Genomic DNA, 17,857 nt, shown 5'->3' with positions numbered 1-17,857 from the left:
TACATTCATATTGTGCAGTTTGTCTAAAATACTAAAGGAGGACATTATGAAAATTTATATTAGTTCATCCTGGAAAAACAGGGATACAGTTAGAGAATTAGCAATTAAACTTCGGGAATTGGGGCATAGAGTATATGATTTTACAGACCCCAATTGCAGGAAATCTCCCGAGATTCCACCGGAAAAATATCCCGAGCAATTTGATCCAAGTATTCATAAATACAGCGAGTATATAAACATACCAGAATTGAAGCAGGCTGTAATGGATAATAAACGGGCAATTAATTGGGCTAATTTCATAATCCTACTTCTGCCTTGCGGCTCAGATTCTCATGCGGATTGGGCCTTGGGTGTAGGCTTAGGAAAAAGGTCAGTTGTAGTAGGACAACCGCTCAAGGGAGAACGAAGCCCGGTACATCATTGGGCAGACCGAATATTTGATTATGTTGACGATTTTATAAAATGGTTCATTGCAGAAACAAGATGTATCGGATTATCGACTGGCGGTGAGGATTGTGAATCTAGCCTTGCTGTTAAGTGAACACCATTCATAAAGAGCCACCAACATTAAATTAAGTTATGAGGGGGTTAAAGCATAATGTTCAAAAATACTAAAGTTATACTTTGTATAATGGTATTTTTAACAGTATTTAATCTAAATGCAGTAAGTTCTCTAGGTGCTGCTTATCTACCAAGTAGTGATACTGGTTGTAATGTTGATTTTAGTTTTTATTATGATGCTAGTGTTGATGGTTCAACAAAATATTCGTCTGTTATATTCACTGTACCTTCTGGTAGGCTTTTCAATAAAGCTGTATTTACTACAAGATTTTATACTGTATATGGAACTCATGTATATGTCTATTTACGTGGTCAGGACATTAATGAAAATTGGTTTGTGTTTGGCCCATATGATTCTAGCAGCTCAAATCAAACTTATACATTGGCTATTAGTCCACTTTTAAAAAATATAACGTTTAGTGTTTATTTTGGTTATGCTTCATCATCTTCAGCAAAGGGTACTGTAGAAATATATTTAACAAGTTATGGGAGCAGTTTCAGTATACCTGATTCTAATGAATTCTTACAAGTAAGTAATACAGTATCAAACGCTTATAATGCCGCAAATGCTGCAAAATCTTCAGCAGACGCAGCTAATAGCAACGCATGGAATGCATATAACTCAATAGTAAACGGTGTCGGCAATAACGGTAAATCTTTATCAGCAACATACGACAGAGCCGCAGATGCCATGAACAATGCGTGGTATAACGGTGTTGCCTATGGGGGTAAATCAGAAAGTGTCGGCAATATTGCCGGCTATATACGTAATACGCAATTGCCATCCCTGGATACCAAAATTACAAACATACAAAACATGCTGGCGTCCAACGACAATACGCCTCCCGACATCAAAAAAGTATCGGGAACAAACGGGGCAACCTGCACAACCGGGAGCACATATACCGTGGTAATATCCGCAAGCGATAATGGCCCAGCAAGCAACCTCCGTTATCGCGTAACCTGTGATAGTTTTGACAGTGGTTGGGTCTCAAGTAACAGCATAAATATTACGGGACTTACCGGTGCCGGAGCTAAGACGGCCACCATTATGGTAAGCGATAACCCAACTGCACCGGACAGTGGCAACGTGGCCCAAACTTCATATACATTCTTTAAAATATAGTTCACGCAAGGGGAATGCGGTATTTTTGACCGCGTTCCCCTTTTTTTTGTGAAGGAAAAATAAAGGAGGGATAAGCTGGTGAAAAAATCATATGTATACCTTGCCGTCATATTACTAATCCTTGTTGTATTTGCAATTGCGCCCAACATAAAGGGACATACACAGCAAGTAAAAGTAATATCCGCATCCGGAGCTGCCAAATATTTAAACCCGGCAGACCGCCCGGTTTTGTTTTTCGCCCCCTGGTGCCACCTCTGCGACGACGTGCTGAAAGAAATTGCAAAATTACCGCAAGAAAAACAACCGGTCCTTGTGGGGGCGCTGTTGAGAAGTAAAAGTGAAGTACAAAGCGCATTGGTCAAGGCCCAAAACGCCGGGTTAAGCGGTAATGTGTACTTTACCGACCTCGACCCGGGCTCCGTTCCGGCGCTGCTGACAAAGAACAGCCGGTATATCAAAGACCCCGCGGCAATATGCTCATACCTGAAAGGGGGAAACATATGATCGAAAACTATATTCTGCTGGGTGGTTCAATTGCGCTGCTGCACATAGCCCGAACAGACATCAAAAGCTATTACATCGGTAACATACCCCTAATAATTCTGTTTGCCCTGGGCTGGCTGTACCGCATTTTAAACAATGGCAACTTAATTGACGGTCTATTGGGTATGCTCTTTGGCCTTGGCGTCGGATTAATCCTTTTCACCCTGGGGGGCATGGGCGGTGGCGACGGAAAACTAATGTCCGCCCTCGGTGTCTGGTTGGGCTGGCGCGGCCTGTATCTGGTCATCCTGGCCGCTTCCTGCTTCGGCGCCGCGTGGGGAATGATTAAACTGTACCGGTCCGGTCAATTAAAAGAAAGGCTGACAAGATTCTTAATCAACGCAAAACTGAGATTTATCTACGGCGTAAAAGGAACCTTCGAGTTTGAAAAGTTGGATGACACCGAAACGGTCTCAAAGTCAATGGTGCCCTTTGGCACCTGCCTGGCCGTGGCAATTATCGTCTTATTCTTAACGGGGAGGTTTGATATTCTTGTCGCGTATTAAAAACACCGTGATCAAAGTTGTTCCCATCATCCTGGGCCTGGCCGCCGCCGTAGGCGGCTGGCTTTACCTGCAAAGCTACCTGGAAACCCATAAAGACATGGTTTCCCTGCCGGTGGCGGCCCGGGACATAGCGCCTTATACCACCATAACCGGCGATGATATCACATATAAGGAGTTTATCGCCGGGTCGGAGCAGGCCGACGCGGTAACCGACCCACGGGAAGCCATTGGGAAAATCACAACGGCGGCCCTGCAAAAGGGCTGGCAGATCAACAAAAAAGTTCTGGCGAGTAAAGACATTTACGGCAACCAGCGGCAGATCGGGGTCAACGTGGATGCAGCCCGGGCGGCCGGAGTCAAACCGGGCGACCTTGTAGACGTATACTGGCTATTGCCCGAAACCGGGGTATGGACCGGCAAAATGGCGGCCCTTGTCGCCGAAAATGTCCGCGTTGTTGCCGTTTGCGATCAAAAAGGCGCCAGGCTTGACCAGGACAATAACAAACAAATGGTCACGCCAACATCCAACGAACCGCGGGTCATTTACCTGCTGGTCAAACCGGAAGATGTGGATAAAGTAATCGGCGGGTCCGGCCCCAAAAGCGCTTCCATTGCACTGGCCGTCAAGAGAAAGGAGGATACCATTGCTCCAAAAACTACTTTACCAGCTGAACCGGCTGCTGCCACAAAAGAAAGCCCGGGAACCACAGCAAATACAGGAAAAATTGCTAACCCTCGATGAAGCGGGGGAGTACGTACAAAAAACTTTTGCCAAAAACGAAGACGAGACCAGGAACAATATCTTCAACAGCGCGACGGCGGGTAAACCCGACGCCATAAAACAGGCCCAAAATTATATCCGGGACCTGCTTGAAGAACACCTTGTCACGGTTGAGGGTTATGATTTGGATGCCGCCACCGAGGCCATTTTCCGCCGGTACTGGGGCCTGGGTCCCCTGGACGAGCTTTACCACCAGCCGGGTATTGATGAAATACGGGTGCTGGATGACGGCCGGGTCTTTGTCACGCGCCAGGGCAAACATGAAAAAACGCCCATCGTTCTCAAGCCGCAGGAAACCGAAGAACTGATCAGGCGCATGATTATCCACGACACGGGTGTAAGCCTGGACGAAAGCTCACCGCGCTTAGAGGCGATCAGGGAGGACGGTTCGCGCCTGACCGCCATGTGCAGGCCGGTGGCCCGGGATTTCTGCTTTGCCCTGCGCAAGCGGGACACGGTGGACATGAGCGTTGAAAATCTCACACGCCTCGGCACTTTAAATGAGAAAGTATGGAAGTTACTAAGTTTACTGGTTAAAGGAAGGTGTAACATCTTGCTGTGCGGCGGCGTCGGGACGGGTAAAACATCACTGCTCCGCAAGCTGCTGGGCGAACTCAACCCGAAACTGGCGGTTAGAATCCTTGACACCGACCGGGAAATCCGGATCGCTGAAGCATATCCCGACCGTGAAATTTTGGAACTGGAATCGCACCCGGAAAGAGGCGCACCCATTGACAAAATATTTGAATCCATCCTGCGCTTTACTCCCGACGTGATTATCGTCGGCGAATATCGCGGTTACGGCGAGGCCCGGCAATCAATACACGCGTGCAGCCGCGGCCATGACGGTTCAATGGGCACGGCCCACTTCCCGAGCCCACAAGAAGCCGTCCGGGGCACGGCAATGCTTATGCTGGAAGAAGGCTTGAATCTTGATCTCGACACCGCCCAAATCCGCGTCGCGCAGGCGTACAACATTGTTATACAGATGTTCGGCGACAGTGTAAGGGGGGTCAAAAAAGTAGTCTCCGTAACGGAAATTATTGAAAATAACGGTGAAATTATTTACAACGATCTAATCAAATGGGAACCTCACGGCGATGATTTTTTGGGCAGCGGCGAGTGGGGGTTTACTGGAAAACCAAGCAATAAATTGATCGACAAAATGAAACGGCACGGGGTAACCGAAACCCAAATCCGGGAGGTTTACAACAATGGTTAACCTTGAGCACATCCAGGAGTATCTTGTCTATTTAAAACCGGACGTTGAACATCTTTTATTGGCCCTGGTCAGCCTGGGCCTGGGATTAACCGCCTATGGCCTAATTACACTGATACCCAAAGTCAAATTAATGCGTAATAGCAGGCTGGCGAACATACTGGCGGTGGACCCGGCAACCAAAAAACAAACCCTGGACAGCTTTACAAACTGGACAACCCGTCTGGAACAACGCCTGCCGAAAGATTTCAAAGTCAAGCCGCCGTTGATGCTTCTGGCCTTAATTGTGTTTGCGGCCGGGATACCGGTATTTAACAACCCGGTACCGGCCCTTCTTCTGGCAATTCTGTTCCTGATTGTGCCGAGCCAGGTCATATTTAAGATTAAACAGGCCCACCGGGAAAAAGTGGAGGAACAACTGGCCAGGGCGGTCCGCGTATTCGCGGCGGAATTTTCCGTAACACCCCAGCTGGAACGGGGCTTCGCGGCGGCCGCGAAAACAGTGGAAAACCCCGTGGGGGGCATTTTCAAGCGCGCCTGCAACCGGTTGACATATAGGCACGATGTGGACGCCGTGCTCACCGACTTGGCGCTCTCATTAAACACAGTGCACGGTTATATATTTGTGCAGCTTTTAAGGGCCGCCAGGAAACACGGGAAAGCGATTGCGCCGCTGCTTTACGAACTGATCTCAAAAATCACTGTGGCCCAGGAACTCGACAAAAAGAACAAAAGCGAAATATCGGGCGAGCGTGTGCTTTCAATGATCATGGCAGTTTCACCCCTGCCGGTCTACTTTATCCTGAACAGCTGGACGCCGGATACACAGGAATTTTTAAGAAACACCGTGATTGGCCGGTTTGTGGTGATGGCCAGTTTTGCCTCGGCCATCACCTGGATGGTCATGGACCGGCTTTTGGGGGGTAGTAAAATTTGACGGGTCTAAACGGGAAGGTTTTAATCGAACAAGGGCTGCTAATCATTTCCGCGCTGGGAACAGGTTTGTGCGCCGCCGGGATCAGCAATTTACTGCTGGCCCGACTGCTGAATTTTAAACCAGCAATAACCTTTAAGATACCGCATAAGATACCGCAATTAAACAGGGGAAGCCGCATAAACCGCGCTGACGCAACCGGCGCGGTACTGGGCGGAGTTTTTATGTGCCTGCTGTCGCTGGGAACAACGAAAATAGTTAACGTAACTATTATAGGTTTTCTCGCGGGATATTTACTTACCTGGTTAATAAGAAAGCAACTGATCAAGATGCGGCAGTGGACAAAACAGCGGGAAATTATCGTCCTGTTTGAGGCGGTGGAACTGTATATGCGGGCCGGGCTATCCATGAACCATGCGCTGCAGGCGGCAAAACTGCTGACACCGGCATTGAAACCGGCGATAAACAAGGCGCTTGTTTACTGGCCCGCAGGCAGCGCCAAGGCCCTTGAAATCTTTCGCCGCGAAGTGGACCTGCCGGAAGCCGATATTTTAGCCTCTTTACTGGCCCAAATCGAAAGGGCCGGTATAGGCAATCTTGAGGGGGTGATAAGACGGGAAGCGGATCGCCTTCAGCGGATGCGCGAAGCGGCTGAAAGAGCTGAAATCAACCGGCGTCCCACCTACATGATGCTTTACCGCGCGCTCCCGCTCGTATCCGCAATGGGTATGATCGCGGGTGTTCTTTTTATGCACGTCGCCAGTACCTTGAGAAGCGCCGGCATTAGTTTTTAATTTAAAGGAATTAAAAATATTATTCATGGGAGGTGGTATTGTGCTAAAAAAATTACGTGGTTTTATAAAAGATCATCATGGTTGCTATTCAGCTTTTTACGAGTTAATAGTAATTATGACTGCACTCGTCGGATCGATAGCCTGGTTAATACTTAAAATTCTTAAAAGCACTGGCGTTGGTTTTTAGTTTTACTAATTTTAAAAAATTGATTATGGAGGTTTTAATATGTTTAAAACTTTGCGTAGTTTTGTGAAGGATCAACATGGTTACGGCGTTATCGAACTCATGGTCATCATGGCCGCCCTCGGCGCGTTGGCCGGGGTAATCTTCACGACCCTGAAAGGTGACAGCAGCAGCGGTCTTACCAAGTCGGCGGGCGATGTAACGTCCAAGGTTGACACACAAATCAGCAACTGGTAATCGAAACGGGGCCTGGACACCAGGCCCGTTTTTTTGTTTCAAGGGAAAATTTTCAGGAGGTGCACTGTATGATTAAAAGATTTATCCGCAATCAACGCGGCGTCACCGTTGTGGAACTGTTAATCGCCATCGTCGCCGTGGCCACGATAAGCAGTGTCGTGGTGGGCCTGCTGACCCCCAGCTTTGAAAACCTGCATAACAGGGTAAAAACAAGTATCACCGAGATCAACGAGACGGGGTTTTAGTTTATGCGGGTGTTCAAATGCAACCGCGGGATAATCGCGGTTGAATTTTTAATTTGCGGGCTGGTATTGTTTTTTCTTGTTTTTGTGTCAACCGACTACTGGTTGATCCAGGTCAAGAACCAGCAGGCCGACCACATTAAAAACTACTACCTCGACCGCATCCGGGTTGAGGGATACCTTACGGATGCGGACAGAAACGGCATGATCCAAAAATTCAACGCCATCGGCTGCCAGGTGCAAAGCATCGACGCGCCTGTTACCCCGGTTCTGCGCAATGCGGATGATCCAACGCAAAGCGAAGTCTGGCTGCGTGTGGAAGCGAAACCCAATACCCAGCCTTTTTTCCTGGGCACGCTGATCGGGGCGGACGCGCCGGACGGGAGCTTTCTAATCCGGGTATCGGGGAGGGCTTTGAGTGAGAGAGTTAATCCGTGACCAGCGGGGCGGCGTTTTTACGGTCGTGCTTTTAATGGTCATACCCTTATTTATAGCGGGGATAATGCTGACCCTTGAACAGCCGCGCATGATCCACGGGGCGGACAACGATTTGCAGCACGCCGTGGCCGAGGCGACCAGGGCGGCTGCCATGTGCGTCAATAAAACCGCCCAGGCCAACGGCGCGCTGCGCATAGACCCCGACCGGGCGCACGAAACATTTAAACGTGTTTTGGCATATAACCTTGGGCTGTCCGATGTGACGCTGGAACCCCTGAAAGGTTCCGGGATGTCCTCAAAACCGTCCTACGTGCTGGTGGTTTACAACGGTGATGACACTTATACGCCCGGGGCGTATGAATACAGGTTTATCAACGGCGCCTATTCGGAGGAGCCACTTCCCTTTGATACACTGCCCAAGGAGTTTTCCATTGATGTCGATAGCATCACTTACGGCCCCGGCGAGCGGACAGTTACTCTTGACAGTCCCGGGTGCGTGGCGGTGATCAGGCAGTCAATTTTACCGGTCGCCACACAAAACGCCGCGGAGGCCATAAGGTGGGCCTCGGCCAAAGTGGTTCATAAACAGGGGGGATAAATATAAAAGGGAAAATTATATTTGGCTTTACCTTAATCGCAACCGGCTTGATATTATTCCTTATCTTCATCCGGCCCGTCTTGTTAGCCAGCGGCCCGTACAAAACAGCCGAAACGTTTATCTATTCGCTGGCAGGCCAGGATTGGGATAAAATTCAAAGTCTTGCTTCCGGTACGGCGCTGGCGACCATCGAGAACCGCCGTAAACAGGCGGAAAAAATCAGCGGCGCGAAAGTTATTGACTTTGATGTAAAGGTTTCATCCGTATCAAAAAAGTGGGCACTTGCCCGGGTTAAAGCGGAAACCGAACTGGCCGGCGGGGATATTGATGTTTTATGGTACAACTTGTATTTGCAAAACCTCGGCGGTGGCTGGAAGGTATACCGCGCGGAGATTACTCCACCCGTCACCACGGGCGTCACCGCCGTTTCACCCGTGAACAGCAAAGAAATCGAGGACATCAAGGAGGTATACTCAAATTACCTGTTCGCGACTTCGCATAAGAAATATCGAGAAGCGGCTCGTTATTTAGTCGGATACACCAGGCAGTTATTTGAAACAGGCCAGTTTATCTTCAGCAATAATCCTCCATTTGAGCAATTTGAAATCAAGCAAGTAAAGCCTGTATGGTATTCCATTAAGGATAAAACAGCGGTGGTTGAAATAAATTCCATTGTTGACGGGCACCGGGTTAACAACCTGGTAACGGTATACAAAACCTCAGTGGGATGGAAAATCGCCGATATCGCCGCCGTATAACCTGCTTTCGGGCAGGTTTTTTTATTTATGAGGGGGGATGCCGTTGAGTGTAATACGCAATTTAATTTTAACAGCAATATGTATTTTTGCCCTTGCCGGTCCGGCATGGGCAACCAGTACATGGGAATATCGCATTACTGATGCCGATACCCCCGCTATAATCGACCAGTCGCAAACCACGGCCGTGGTTGATACGTTGAACAACGAGATCCGCCTGCCGCGTTTCGCGCCAAACACGGTGGCTTTCTGGCCGGACGGCTCACCTGATTATGTAGTTTTGTCACCAACAAAAGTAATCCATTATTCCTGGGACGGCACCAGCATGGTTGAAAACACCATCTTGGAAGTGCCCGGGCAGGTCAACCCGCTGGCTTTGGCGGCACCGGCGCCTTACCCGGACGTTGTCGTAGCGGACGGCACCGGCGCCAAACATTATTCCTTTACCGGCACCCAAATGGTTGAGAACCCGGCGTTAAGCGCGGCGGGGTTGGCTAATGTAATATCAATTGGCGCCAGGGATACCAGCATTGCGGGGCTGGTTGGCAACGAAGTGAACGCTTATACAAACGGGGTCAGGGACGTTTCCCTGGAACCGGCGGTCCAACTGTCAAATCCCATCGGGTTGGCCCTGTATCCGGATCAAAACACCATGACGGTTCTGGAGAAAAACCAGGCCCGTTTCTTTATGAGCACGGGCTCTCAGATGGTTGAAAACCCGGCTCTGGCCATAACCGGACTAAACAACCCCAAAGCGATAAGCGCCGGCGACAACCTGAATACGGTCATCATTGACGGGAACAAGGTGCAGCACTATTCATTTGATGGCAGCGGTTTGAGATATAACAGCGTTTTATCGGTTACATCGGGTTTATCAAACCCAACCAGCGTTGCCCTTCGCCCGGGTTCTTACGACAGAATAATTGTTGATGGCGACGAGGTTAAGTATTACCTGTTTAACGAGGCAACCGGTCAACTTGTCTATGACCCTGCCCGTTCAAAGATCGTAAGCGGTATTTCCCAGCTTGGGGGGTATGCACCTAATGCAACAGTTGTTTCAAATGTGTTCGACCCGGGCGTTGAAGTTACTTACGTCAGAGTACGCGCGTACCATGTTCTTCCGGCCGGCACGTCGGTAACATGGTCATATGCCAACGACGGCTCAACATTCAAAAAGGTTTGGCGAGTGCGGAACGATGCCGGCACAACGTACTGCGAAGTAACCACTGATGACGGTAACACCTGGAACAGCATTGGCGAAGCTGATAAAGCCTACCCCAATCAAAATACAAAAGAATTATGGGCGGAATTTCAGGCGGATCGCAGAGTGGTATGGAAAGCCGAACTGGCAACCACTAACCCTGAAGTTACACCCAAAATTGCGGCACCGGTGCCCGGGGAGATAGCGGTGATATGGGAAGCCGGTAACCCGCCGAATAAACCCGAATTGAATTTGCCTGCAAACTGCTACTCTACGACTACACCCGTTATTAATTGGTCTTTTCAAGACCCGGACCCTGGCGATTCACAATCAGGGTTTCAAGCTGTTATCAAAAAACTCGACGGAACGCTTGTTTACGATTCCGGGATTGTAAACAGTACGGAGCCGGAGTTTAGAATACCGACCAGTGAATCCCCGGATACTCCGGGTCCCTTATGGGCGGCCGGGGATTATGAATTTACTATAGAACTGCAAACCTTTGATGCCGTCGGTATCCCGTCGGAGTGGTCCGACCCGGCGCGGTTTTGTGTCGTCGGATTGGAAAGACCACGGGTACAGGAGCTTGTCAGCCCGGGCACAGGGCAAACGGCACCCGATAAAAATAACCCGGCAACACATTTGGTGATCAAAGAGGGTATGACAGCAGACCAGTTGCCGGTAACGAAAGCCGGCGGTAAAGTTGGCCTTTTAGTTGACAGCGTAGGCCCTATTACATCACTGAACGCGGTTTTCCCTTATCTCGGATTAGAAGCAACTGTACATAAAATAGAGGGTCAAAATACCGCCGGTAGCCGGACAAACCGGTGGTTGATCGAATTATGGACAGAAGCGAGCCTGGATATATGTCCGGATGGTACTGTGGTAGGTATGGATTTAACAGGCACCAGTCCTGAAGGAGATACCAGGTTATCAACAATAAGCGATCCAAAATATGCAGCTGGGGTGGTAAAAACTATGGGAAGCGTGTACGAGGATTGGTTTGTAGTTTTACAGGGAAGAAATTAAATGAGCGTAAAACAACAAAGGAGTGATGCGGACATCGACAAACACAGCTACCGCCGCCTGGCCGCGGTCATCATTCTCCGCGCGGTGCGCGACGCCAAATCGTGCGATCCCAGGGTCAGGGATGACGCCGCGATGTTTCTGCTGGCCGCCGCGAATCCCAACAGCTGGTCGAGGTATCTTTTTCATTTCACGGACATCGAACCGGGCAAGACGCTTGACCGGCTTCTGGAGAGAAATCACTCGGAGGTATGTTACGATCAGGCCCGCGAGTTGCTGCGGGCCTGATCCAACGGGGGAGGGAAGTTTTTGGACGAAAACATCAAAAAACGAAAGTATTAACGATTTTTAAGTAAGTTAAAGAAGGTGAGGTACACTATACTGTTGTCTTATCCGACACAAAAAACAATGGTGCTTATACGCATATTTCGTCCTAATGATGGTACTCCCCATTTGGTTCTATTAAAATTGGATCACTGTCCCATACAAATAGTACAAAGGTAATGAAATTTTTAAAGGATAATAGTCCATGCTGTCGAAATTTCTAAATCGTGCCTAAAGAAGAGACATTAACCACATAATTCAACAATATTAGACAAAGGCAAACCGTCCGAAAGGGCGGGACGCAAAGCCATGGGTCTAAACTTCTTATGAAGCATGATTGCCAGGTTGCCGGGGTTGTTTTTTTCAGGGATCAGGTCATCCTTAAAAACGACCTGGTCCTTTTGATTTTTTTACATGTCTATCCGGTGAGTGCACTAATACAATAATTTCCATATTTAAGAGGTGTAGCATGAAATCCACACTTGTCCATGCCGCGCGGGCATTGATTAATGTTATGGAACTGGGGCTCAACTATACGTCCAGCCACTCCCGGCAGGTAGCGGGATATGCCGCCTTACTGGCCGGTGAACTGGGTATGCCCGAAAAGGAGCGGCAGCGCATTTACCTTGCCGGTTTACTGCACGACATAGGAAAGATGGGCATTCCCACCAACATCCTGCGTAAACCGGGCAAATTGACTGCTACCGAATGGGAGGAAATCAAAAAACACCCGGTTTACAGCCACGAAATACTGTCGGCCATTCCCGGTATGTACACAATCAGCGTTATGGCCCTCCATCACCATGAACGCTACGACGGAAACGGGTATCCCGAAGGAATCCGCGGGGAAAACATTCCTTTGGGCGCGCGTATTCTGGCCATAGCCGACAGTTACGACGCCATGACTTCGGACCGGGTTTACCGGCCCAGGATGTCCAGGCGGGAGGCACTGGAGGAGTGCCGCCGCTGCGCCGGCACCCAGTTTGACCCCTGGTTGGTGGAAAGGTTTTGCCGCCTTATAGTAGAACGTGATAAGATGGATTTTCAACCGGCCTGGCTGACCGGGGAAGTATTTTTGACTTTTGATGATCTGCCAAAGGAAAAGCACGCTGGGCAAAAGATTATATAATATAAGCGCCCCTGGCCGCCGGCCACGGCGCAAGGGCTATATGAAAGGTGAATAATATTATCCCCACTTTGCCCTGTTTTATCCTGGATGAAAAAATCCAGGCTTTTTTTATTTTGACGGGTAACGAAGTCGGAAATACCGGAAGGGATAACATTTATGGAGATGACCGAATGAAAGAAATCTGAAGGGGAGGTGTGATAAAAAATATCGTTTTTTAAAGATTATTTTCTGATCATTTATCGAAAGGAGCTGGTTGCATGATAGCAATCGACGTAGGCTACAGCCATACCAAGGCCATATCACCCGACCGCAGGGTACTTATCCCTTCCGTTGTGGCCCCTCACCGGGAATTATCCCTGGCCGAACTATCTCGTAACGGTTATGGACACATAGCCGAAATACACAAGTTAAGCGGCGGTACAAAAAAGTGCTTTATTGGTGAACTTGCCTTGCGCGAAGGACAGGGGGCCACTTTTACCCTGGACCGGGAGAAATATAAACACCCCAACCACCACATCCTTATCCTGGCCGCCGCCCGTCTTCTGGAAGCCCGGCAAGGGGCCACACTGGTGGTCGGCCTTCCCGTGGCGTACTACCGCCTGCAGAAAGAAGAGCTGCGCAGGGAACTGGAAGCGTTGCACGCGGAGGTATCCATAGACGGGGGACCGTATACCAGGGTTTCCTTCGGTAAAGTCGTAGTCTACCCCCAGGGAGCCGGAGCGTTACTAACCGTTTCGGACATTCCCGATAATAAACTCGTCTGCCTTGTAGACGTGGGATATAAAACCACGGATTATGTACTGGCAAGAATGGTCGATAACCTTGTCCGTCCCGAAAGCGGCGGCTCCGTTGAATACGGTATCTTTCAAATGCACGAAGCCGTGAACTCCGTGTTTGAATCCACAACAGGAACTCCACTCGATGTGGGTCTTACGAACGCCGTAGTCGAACAGGGTAAAATTACATTCCGGGGCAAGGAACTGGACCTGACAGCGGCTGTAGAAGAAGCCCGCGTTAATACCGCCCGGGCCATAGCCGACCGCGTGCTCGCGGCCCTGGGGCAAAAAGGAGACTTTATGGCCAAGTTCTACCTGGCCGGTGGTGGAGTAAAAGCGCTACCGAAATTGATGGAAATGTTCCCGGCGGCCGAGGTCCTGCCGAACCCGCAATGGGCCAACGCGAAAGGGTTTTTAAGGGTGGGTACCGGTACCGCCAAAGGCGCGTGAAAACTGGCGTTGAGGGCAATATTCCGCTTCAGGTACCGGTACTATTATATGGCGCTGGCTTGCATGGCCATTATGTACCGGTACCGGGAAAGTAAAAAATGTACCAACACCGCATGAAAACTGGATGAAGACATACCGGTACCTTTATGGGGGTGGTTCATAATGCCGAGGGATAAGAAAAAGTTTAAGCGATTGGAATTGTGGTTGCCCGTCGGCCACCCGCTGTTCCATTATCCTCCCGGCCAGAGGGCAACCAGGGCGAAAGAACTCCTGGATACGGCGTTTAAACTGGAGGAACGTCTGGCCGGAATAGAAAAACAACTGGCCGAAATTGCGAAAAATCGCGGTATTGAAGGAAAGCCAGATGCCGGATCGGAACACCAAAATACATTATCGTTTGATATAGAAGCTTTCATGAATCTTTGACCGGTGACAAAAATACTAATCGATGAAAGGTGGTTAAAATGATTGACCGTGATGGGAATTCCTATAATACCATGCTTACGATAATAAACGATCTCATAAGCAGTAGTATTTGCTCGGGGGATGAGCAAAAATGAATGAATATAAAACACAGGATAAACAGGAATTAAAAAAATTAAAAAGGGTAGTCGTAAAAGAGGAATATGTAAAATTAACAGGTGATATCGCAAAAGCAATTATTTTAAACCAATTTATTTACTGGAGTGAAAGGGTACAGGATTTTGATAAATTCATAACAGAAGAGCAGGAAAGATGCCAACAAGACGGCACAAAGATAAGTATACAATTGAGCAACGGGTGGATCTATAAAAGTTCAGAGGAACTATCCAGCGAAACAATGTTAAATATATCAGCCAGCAACATTAGAAATCATTTAAAAGATTTAATTAAAAACGGTTGGATTAGCGAGCGAACCAACCCGGTGCATAAGTGGGATAGAACCAAGCAGTACCGGGTTAACCTGGCTAAAATTAGTAAGGATCTGTTAAAATTGGGATACGTTTTACAAGATTACAAAGTTGACCTTCCATTTTTCGAAACGAAAAATGCATTTTCTGTTTTAGAAAATGGAACTTTCGAAACAGAAAATCGAAATTCTAATATAGAAAATCAAACCTTACAAAACAGAAAAGCAATACCAGAGATTACTACAGAGATTACTAACAGAGATTATCTATCTATCCATCCATCAGCTAATAGAGATAATGTTATCTTGGACAACAACACGATTGATGGATCGATGGATGGATGGATAGACGGAAATACAGAGGCTGATAATGACCGTGAAGAATTATCTAAAGTTAACAAGCTTATTAAAGAGCTGTGCCTGAGCACCGGTGCAAGTCCCGGTCAGGTGCAGAAGGCTATCAGGCGGGCTAATCAGATTGAAGAGCAGGGTAAATTAAAGGGCAATTATTTAGGACTTGTTGAAAGTATAGCCAGAACGATAATAAAAGAGGACTTGGTGAAAAGACAAAGCATCGACGGAGGTGAAGTTCCAAGAAACGAATGTAAAGCCAAAAACGAAAACGAAAACAAAAGGGACCTAATCAAGTCCTTATACAGAAACTAGCAAATCAGCAGAAAAGGCGGTGAATTAAATCAAAAAAAGCTATTTCATAATATATAGCTGTTTGTTCCACTTAATTTGGATTTCGGCTTGATTATAGCGAGCATTAAACTTGAGAGGCCCTTGGATAAGGACATAATTTCCTTCCAACTGCTCCTTAGTGTAAGTGAAATATTCGTAATAACTGGAGAGAACATATGCTGTGAATGGCTTTAGACCGTCCTGTTGATCAAAGTTAATATACATGACTTTGTCCAATTTTTTCACAGAGCCAACTTTTCCGTAAACAACAAAATATGGAATATAAAAATTACCAGAGTAAGCAATTTCAAATGCTTGGTTTTGATCAATAATAAATTGATTAATTAACCAAGTATTTCCATTTATATCAAAAAAGGTTTTGGTTAAGTTCTTTAAACTATTTTTACTCAAAAGCTTGGCAATCGTGGCCAGAGAAGATATTTGAACAGGTAAACGTTTTTGATTACCTGAATATCTGAGGATGTAATCAAGTCTTTTCTTAGAATTGTCTTTACTTACCTCGTTTATCTCTCCATGAGGTACATGGTCAATATTAGTTTTACTTAAAGCCACCTTTATGACATGGAAGTCATCAGGGTTTATTTTATTTAAATTAGTTGTATATCGGGTTAGGCTTTTAATAGTTTTAATTTGCTTAATTTCTCTTTTTTCTGGACAGTCAATTTTATGTTTTGACTTGCCTCTACCAGTAGTTTTAAAATACGGCTCAATGTTACTGTTTTTTGCGTTGGAATGGGAAACTGGTTTTTGGCAACCGCAGCAATATATTTTGTCACCATGTATCATCGGGTCGTACTCTTTGGCATTAACTCAACTTTCCCACTTGCAAAACAACCTTTATCCCAATGGTTAAGCGGCCTTGCTGGCAAATAAAATAACCCTTGAAATCTTTAGAAAAAAAAGAAAAGACACCAATCCTTTTGGTAAAATGGAATTGCCAAAAAACCAAAATTACCCGACCAAGGAAGGTGTCCATGATCATGATAATAAAAAACTCAGGGGTTAAGCAACTACCAAAAAGACTTCAATCTTCGTTTTCAGAGTTAAAAATAGCACATTACCTGCGCAAAGCTGGCATAGTTAAAGGATTGGGATTCTCCTGTTTAACAGTTTTTTGTTTGATATTTTCTATGGTCTTTGAAAATAAAAATTGGTTTAGATTGCTCCAGAGCTCTAAAAAAGAGAATCTGCCTGGTAAAAATGTAGTCTATCGGTTTTTGAATAATCCACGATATGGCTGGAGGAACTTTTTATTGGCTGTTAGCCAGGATGTAATATCCAAAATGGCCCGGCTTACATCTTCCAAAAGAAAACGTGTGCTAATCATTGACGATTCCCTTTATAGCCGTGGAAGAAGTAAAAGTGTAGAGTTATTGGCCAACGTCTTTGACCACACCAGCAGTAAATTTGTTAAAGGGTTCCGGATGCTAACCTTAGGTTGGTCGGACGGGCACTCCTTTGTGCCAATTGATTTTTCCTTGCTTAGTTCAAGTAAACCCAAAAATCGCTACTGTGAAGTATCTTCATCAATAGACAAACGTACACATGGTTATAAACGCCGCCAAGAAGCGATTCAAAGTACTCCAGAGGTTGTATCGTCCCTTGTTAGCCGTGCATTAAAAGCTGGCGTTCAGGCGGATACCATATTAATGGATAGCTGGTTTATGTTAACACCATTGATTAAATCCCTGCATAGCGAAGGTCTTACTGTCATTGGGATGGTAAAGGATCTCAATCAAAAGTATATTTATGGCGATAAATGGCTAACTCTATTGACCTTAAAAGAACTCTATAAAAAATCGACTCCTGTTGCTGATTCTTCCGATAAACGTATTTTATCTTCAGTTATCGTTGAAATCGAATCAGGTATTAGAGCTAAAATTGTGTTTGTAAAAAATATACATCAAAAGCGCCAGTGGTTAGCTTTACTCAGTACTGATTGTACTTTATCTAATGAAGAAATTGTTCGCTGTTACGGCATGCGCTGGGATATTGAGACCTTTTTTAAGGTTGCTAAGTCCTACTTGCAGTTGGCTAAAGAATTTCAAGGACGGTCCTATGATATGATGGTAGCTCATACCAGCATTATTTTTACTCGATACATTGTATTATCCTGGGAGTCACGGTTAAATACTGACCCTAAGTCATTAGGGGAATTGTTCTTTATAATGTGTGATGAGGTAAAGGAACTTGACTATCAAACAGCCCTTACCCAATTGTTATTGATAATGAATTCCATCCTGACTGGTAATACGGTAGAATCCCAAGTAATATCTGTTGCCGAAAAAGTTAAAGTATGGTTTCAGCAATTGCCAATATATATAAGGGAAACGATGTTACCTGCTGTTGCTAATGCATTCTGATTGTCAACATAAGCAATTAATTTCCCTGGTACCAGGCTGGGCCTAGCTTAAAGTGGTTTTTGGTTCTGGGAAAGTTGAG

Annotated in this window: 21 protein-coding genes and 1 riboswitch; of the genes, 20 read left to right on the top strand and 1 reads right to left on the bottom strand. The window is 46.7% G+C overall.

The window, feature by feature from the left end:
- The 19 genes from H569_RS0116195 to H569_RS21475 all read left to right on the top strand — a co-directional run.
- A partial coding sequence (locus H569_RS0116195; RefSeq protein WP_207637581.1) for a hypothetical protein occupies positions 1 to 541 on the top strand: 541 nt, incomplete at its 5' end.
- A 57-nt stretch (positions 542 to 598) separates the two neighbouring features.
- A complete protein-coding gene (locus H569_RS22630) occupies positions 599 to 1,687 on the top strand; it encodes a hypothetical protein (protein ID WP_157833565.1) in 1,089 nt (362 codons plus the stop codon).
- Positions 1,688 to 1,765: 78 nt separating this feature from the next.
- Positions 1,766 to 2,191 carry a hypothetical protein gene (locus H569_RS0116180; RefSeq protein WP_027365851.1) on the top strand — a complete coding sequence of 142 codons (426 nt, stop codon included), beginning with the start codon at positions 1,766 to 1,768 and terminating at the stop codon, positions 2,189 to 2,191.
- Positions 2,188 to 2,736, top strand: coding sequence for a prepilin peptidase (locus tag H569_RS21480; protein ID WP_027365850.1), 549 nt, complete (start codon positions 2,188 to 2,190; stop codon positions 2,734 to 2,736). The genes H569_RS0116180 and H569_RS21480 overlap by 4 nt, the downstream gene beginning before the upstream one ends.
- Positions 2,723 to 3,478 (top strand): Flp pilus assembly protein CpaB, encoded by a 756-nt coding sequence (gene cpaB / locus H569_RS0116170; protein WP_027365849.1) that lies wholly within the window; start codon positions 2,723 to 2,725, stop codon positions 3,476 to 3,478. The genes H569_RS21480 and cpaB overlap by 14 nt, the downstream gene beginning before the upstream one ends.
- Positions 3,381 to 4,739, top strand: coding sequence for an ATPase, T2SS/T4P/T4SS family (locus H569_RS0116165; protein WP_027365848.1), 1,359 nt, complete (start codon positions 3,381 to 3,383; stop codon positions 4,737 to 4,739). The genes cpaB and H569_RS0116165 overlap by 98 nt, the downstream gene beginning before the upstream one ends.
- Entirely contained in the window at positions 4,732 to 5,673 is a 942-nt protein-coding gene (locus tag H569_RS0116160) for a type II secretion system F family protein (protein ID WP_027365847.1), read from the top strand. Before H569_RS0116165 ends, H569_RS0116160 begins: the two co-directional genes overlap by 8 nt.
- Positions 5,670 to 6,464 carry a hypothetical protein gene (locus H569_RS0116155; RefSeq protein ID WP_027365846.1) on the top strand — a complete coding sequence of 265 codons (795 nt, stop codon included), beginning with the start codon at positions 5,670 to 5,672 and terminating at the stop codon, positions 6,462 to 6,464. Before H569_RS0116160 ends, H569_RS0116155 begins: the two co-directional genes overlap by 4 nt.
- Before the next feature lie 226 nt (positions 6,465 to 6,690).
- Positions 6,691 to 6,885, top strand: coding sequence for a hypothetical protein (locus H569_RS0116145; RefSeq protein WP_027365845.1), 195 nt, complete (start codon positions 6,691 to 6,693; stop codon positions 6,883 to 6,885).
- 68 nt (positions 6,886 to 6,953) lie between these two features.
- The gene (locus tag H569_RS22320) at positions 6,954 to 7,130 is read left to right on the top strand and encodes a Flp family type IVb pilin (RefSeq protein WP_114679314.1); all 177 of its coding nucleotides are present in this window, start codon (positions 6,954 to 6,956) and stop codon (positions 7,128 to 7,130) included.
- A gap of 3 nt (positions 7,131 to 7,133) precedes the next feature.
- Positions 7,134 to 7,565 (top strand): TadE/TadG family type IV pilus assembly protein, encoded by a 432-nt coding sequence (locus tag H569_RS0116135; RefSeq protein ID WP_027365844.1) that lies wholly within the window; start codon positions 7,134 to 7,136, stop codon positions 7,563 to 7,565.
- Positions 7,546 to 8,163, top strand: a complete 618-nt coding sequence (locus tag H569_RS0116130; RefSeq protein ID WP_027365843.1) for a hypothetical protein — start codon at positions 7,546 to 7,548, stop codon at positions 8,161 to 8,163. Before H569_RS0116135 ends, H569_RS0116130 begins: the two co-directional genes overlap by 20 nt.
- An 80-nt stretch (positions 8,164 to 8,243) precedes the next feature.
- Complete coding sequence (locus H569_RS0116125) at positions 8,244 to 8,921, top strand: hypothetical protein (RefSeq protein WP_157833564.1); 678 nt, start codon at positions 8,244 to 8,246, stop codon at positions 8,919 to 8,921.
- 43 nt (positions 8,922 to 8,964) lie between these two features.
- Positions 8,965 to 11,145 carry a hypothetical protein gene (locus H569_RS0116120; RefSeq protein WP_207637580.1) on the top strand — a complete coding sequence of 727 codons (2,181 nt, stop codon included), beginning with the start codon at positions 8,965 to 8,967 and terminating at the stop codon, positions 11,143 to 11,145.
- On the top strand, positions 11,146 to 11,430 hold the full coding sequence (locus H569_RS0116115) for a hypothetical protein (RefSeq protein WP_027365840.1): 285 nt from the start codon (positions 11,146 to 11,148) through the stop codon (positions 11,428 to 11,430). It abuts the gene before it with no gap.
- Between the two features lie 302 nt (positions 11,431 to 11,732).
- Positions 11,733 to 11,819, top strand: a riboswitch (cyclic di-GMP riboswitch).
- 116 nt (positions 11,820 to 11,935) lie between these two features.
- Positions 11,936 to 12,595: an HD-GYP domain-containing protein gene (locus tag H569_RS20695; RefSeq protein ID WP_051273715.1), complete on the top strand. Its 660-nt coding sequence runs from the start codon at positions 11,936 to 11,938 to the stop codon at positions 12,593 to 12,595.
- Between the two features lie 257 nt (positions 12,596 to 12,852).
- The gene (locus H569_RS0116100) at positions 12,853 to 13,821 is read left to right on the top strand and encodes a ParM/StbA family protein (protein ID WP_027365839.1); all 969 of its coding nucleotides are present in this window, start codon (positions 12,853 to 12,855) and stop codon (positions 13,819 to 13,821) included.
- Between the two features lie 162 nt (positions 13,822 to 13,983).
- Positions 13,984 to 14,247, top strand: coding sequence for a hypothetical protein (locus H569_RS0116095; protein WP_027365838.1), 264 nt, complete (start codon positions 13,984 to 13,986; stop codon positions 14,245 to 14,247).
- 130 nt (positions 14,248 to 14,377) lie between these two features.
- Positions 14,378 to 15,376 (top strand): hypothetical protein, encoded by a 999-nt coding sequence (locus H569_RS21475; RefSeq protein ID WP_027365837.1) that lies wholly within the window; start codon positions 14,378 to 14,380, stop codon positions 15,374 to 15,376.
- Positions 15,377 to 15,415: 39 nt separating this feature from the next.
- Here the strand turns inward: H569_RS21475 and H569_RS0116085 are convergent, their stop codons facing one another.
- Complete coding sequence (locus H569_RS0116085; protein WP_027365836.1) at positions 15,416 to 16,201, bottom strand: hypothetical protein; 786 nt, start codon at positions 16,199 to 16,201, stop codon at positions 15,416 to 15,418.
- A 194-nt stretch (positions 16,202 to 16,395) separates the two neighbouring features.
- Between H569_RS0116085 and H569_RS0116075 the strand changes: the two genes are divergently transcribed.
- Positions 16,396 to 17,778 (top strand): IS4 family transposase, encoded by a 1,383-nt coding sequence (locus H569_RS0116075; RefSeq protein WP_027365835.1) that lies wholly within the window; start codon positions 16,396 to 16,398, stop codon positions 17,776 to 17,778.
- Positions 17,779 to 17,857: the final 79 nt, after the last annotated feature.

The organism is Desulfotruncus alcoholivorax DSM 16058 (assembly GCF_000430885.1).
GTDB classification, from domain to species: domain Bacteria; phylum Bacillota; class Desulfotomaculia; order Desulfotomaculales; family Desulfallaceae; genus Desulfotruncus; species Desulfotruncus alcoholivorax.
Note: the sequence above shows the minus strand (reverse complement) of the source record. Positions and strands in the feature narration are given on the sequence as shown.